The sequence below is a fragment of the Sphingomonas pituitosa NBRC 102491 genome (assembly GCF_001598435.1).
GTDB lineage: Bacteria > Pseudomonadota > Alphaproteobacteria > Sphingomonadales > Sphingomonadaceae > Sphingomonas > Sphingomonas pituitosa.
Window position 1 is genome coordinate 1 of sequence record NZ_BCYY01000065.1, and the last position, 1,267, is coordinate 1,267.

A 1,267-nucleotide genomic window follows, 5' to 3' on the forward strand; every position below is an offset into this window, starting at 1 on the left:
CGGCAGACGCCTGTTCGGCGGCGGCGGCCTGTTCGGTCGCGCCCTGCGAGACCTGCTCCGAACTCGACGACAGTTCCTGGCTGCCTGACGAGACGTTGGTCGCCGCGACGGTCGCGTCCGACACCACGCCGCGCAGGCGATCGACCATCCGCACCAGCGCGTTGCCGAGCACGTCCTTGTCCGATGCCGGCTTGTGGTGGATGGTCAGATCGCCGTCGGCGATCTTGTCGGCCAGCGCCGCGCTGACGCGCAGATTGGCGACCATGGTGTTGACGGTGTCGACCAGGTCCTTGATCTCGTCGTTGCTGGTGACCTGCACGTCCTGGCTGAGGTCGCCGATCGCCACGGCGCTGACCGCGGTGGAGATACGGCGCAGCCCCTGCGAGACGATCCGCGAGATCCAGAAGGCGCCGCCGACGGCGATCAGCAGCGCGATGGCGGCGACGACCCACAGCGCGGTCGCGGCGCTGGCATACAGTGCATTGGTATCCTGATCCGCCTGCGTCATCTGCTGCTTCGAGAGCGCCACCAGCTGATCGGCCAGGTCGCTCATCGCCGTCGCGGCTTCACGCGAGCGGGTGATCGAAAGCGCGCCGGCTTCGGTATTCTTGTTGGCCAGCGCGAGCATGCGGACCTGATCGTTGACCGGCACGAACGCGTCGAACTTCGCACTCAATTGCATCCAGAGCGGCTTGCCCTGGGCGCTGGCGCCTGCCAGCCCCTTGGCGATCTGCGCCTGCACCTGCTCGCGGGCTTTCATCAGGTCGGCGTCGAACTTGCGGGTCAGCGCTTCGTCCTCGGTGAGCGCCATGTTCTTTTCCTGGCGCAGGACATAGCTGATTCCGCCGCTCACGATCTGGGCGATTTCCTGGCGCTGCGCCGGGCCGGCGATCACGTCGCTGATCGCCTGGTTGAGGCTGGCGAGGCGCGAGTTGGCGACGCCGACCACGGCGAGCAGCAACAGGATGAGGATGCCGAAGGTGATCCCGAGCTTCAGTTTGATCGTGGCACGCATTTGTTCTTGTCCTTGGAGCGTGGGGAAAGGTCTAGGCGGCGTGTCCGAACGCCGCGTCTTCGGCATCCGGGCCGCCGCTGCTCAGGTCGAGCGCAAAGCCGCTGACCCGGGCCTGCTGATCGGCGACGCTGTTGGGCTTCGGCCGTGCGACCGACTTGGCGGCCGGCTTCGGTGCGGGACGGCGGGCGGGGGCGATGGCGCGGGGGCGCGACTGCTGCTCGACGCGGAAATAGGCGATGCTGGCCTGGAGTT

General features: G+C 67.5%; 1 protein-coding gene and 1 pseudogene. Both read right to left on the bottom strand.

The annotated features are described in order from the left end of the window. Positions 1 to 1,015 (bottom strand): MCP four helix bundle domain-containing protein (locus tag SPI01S_RS21585; RefSeq protein ID WP_157084838.1); only part of this gene is annotated, 1,015 nt, incomplete at its 3' end. A gap of 31 nt (positions 1,016 to 1,046) precedes the next feature. Further along, positions 1,047 to 1,267, bottom strand: a pseudogene (locus SPI01S_RS22820) (methyl-accepting chemotaxis protein); the annotation flags it as partial.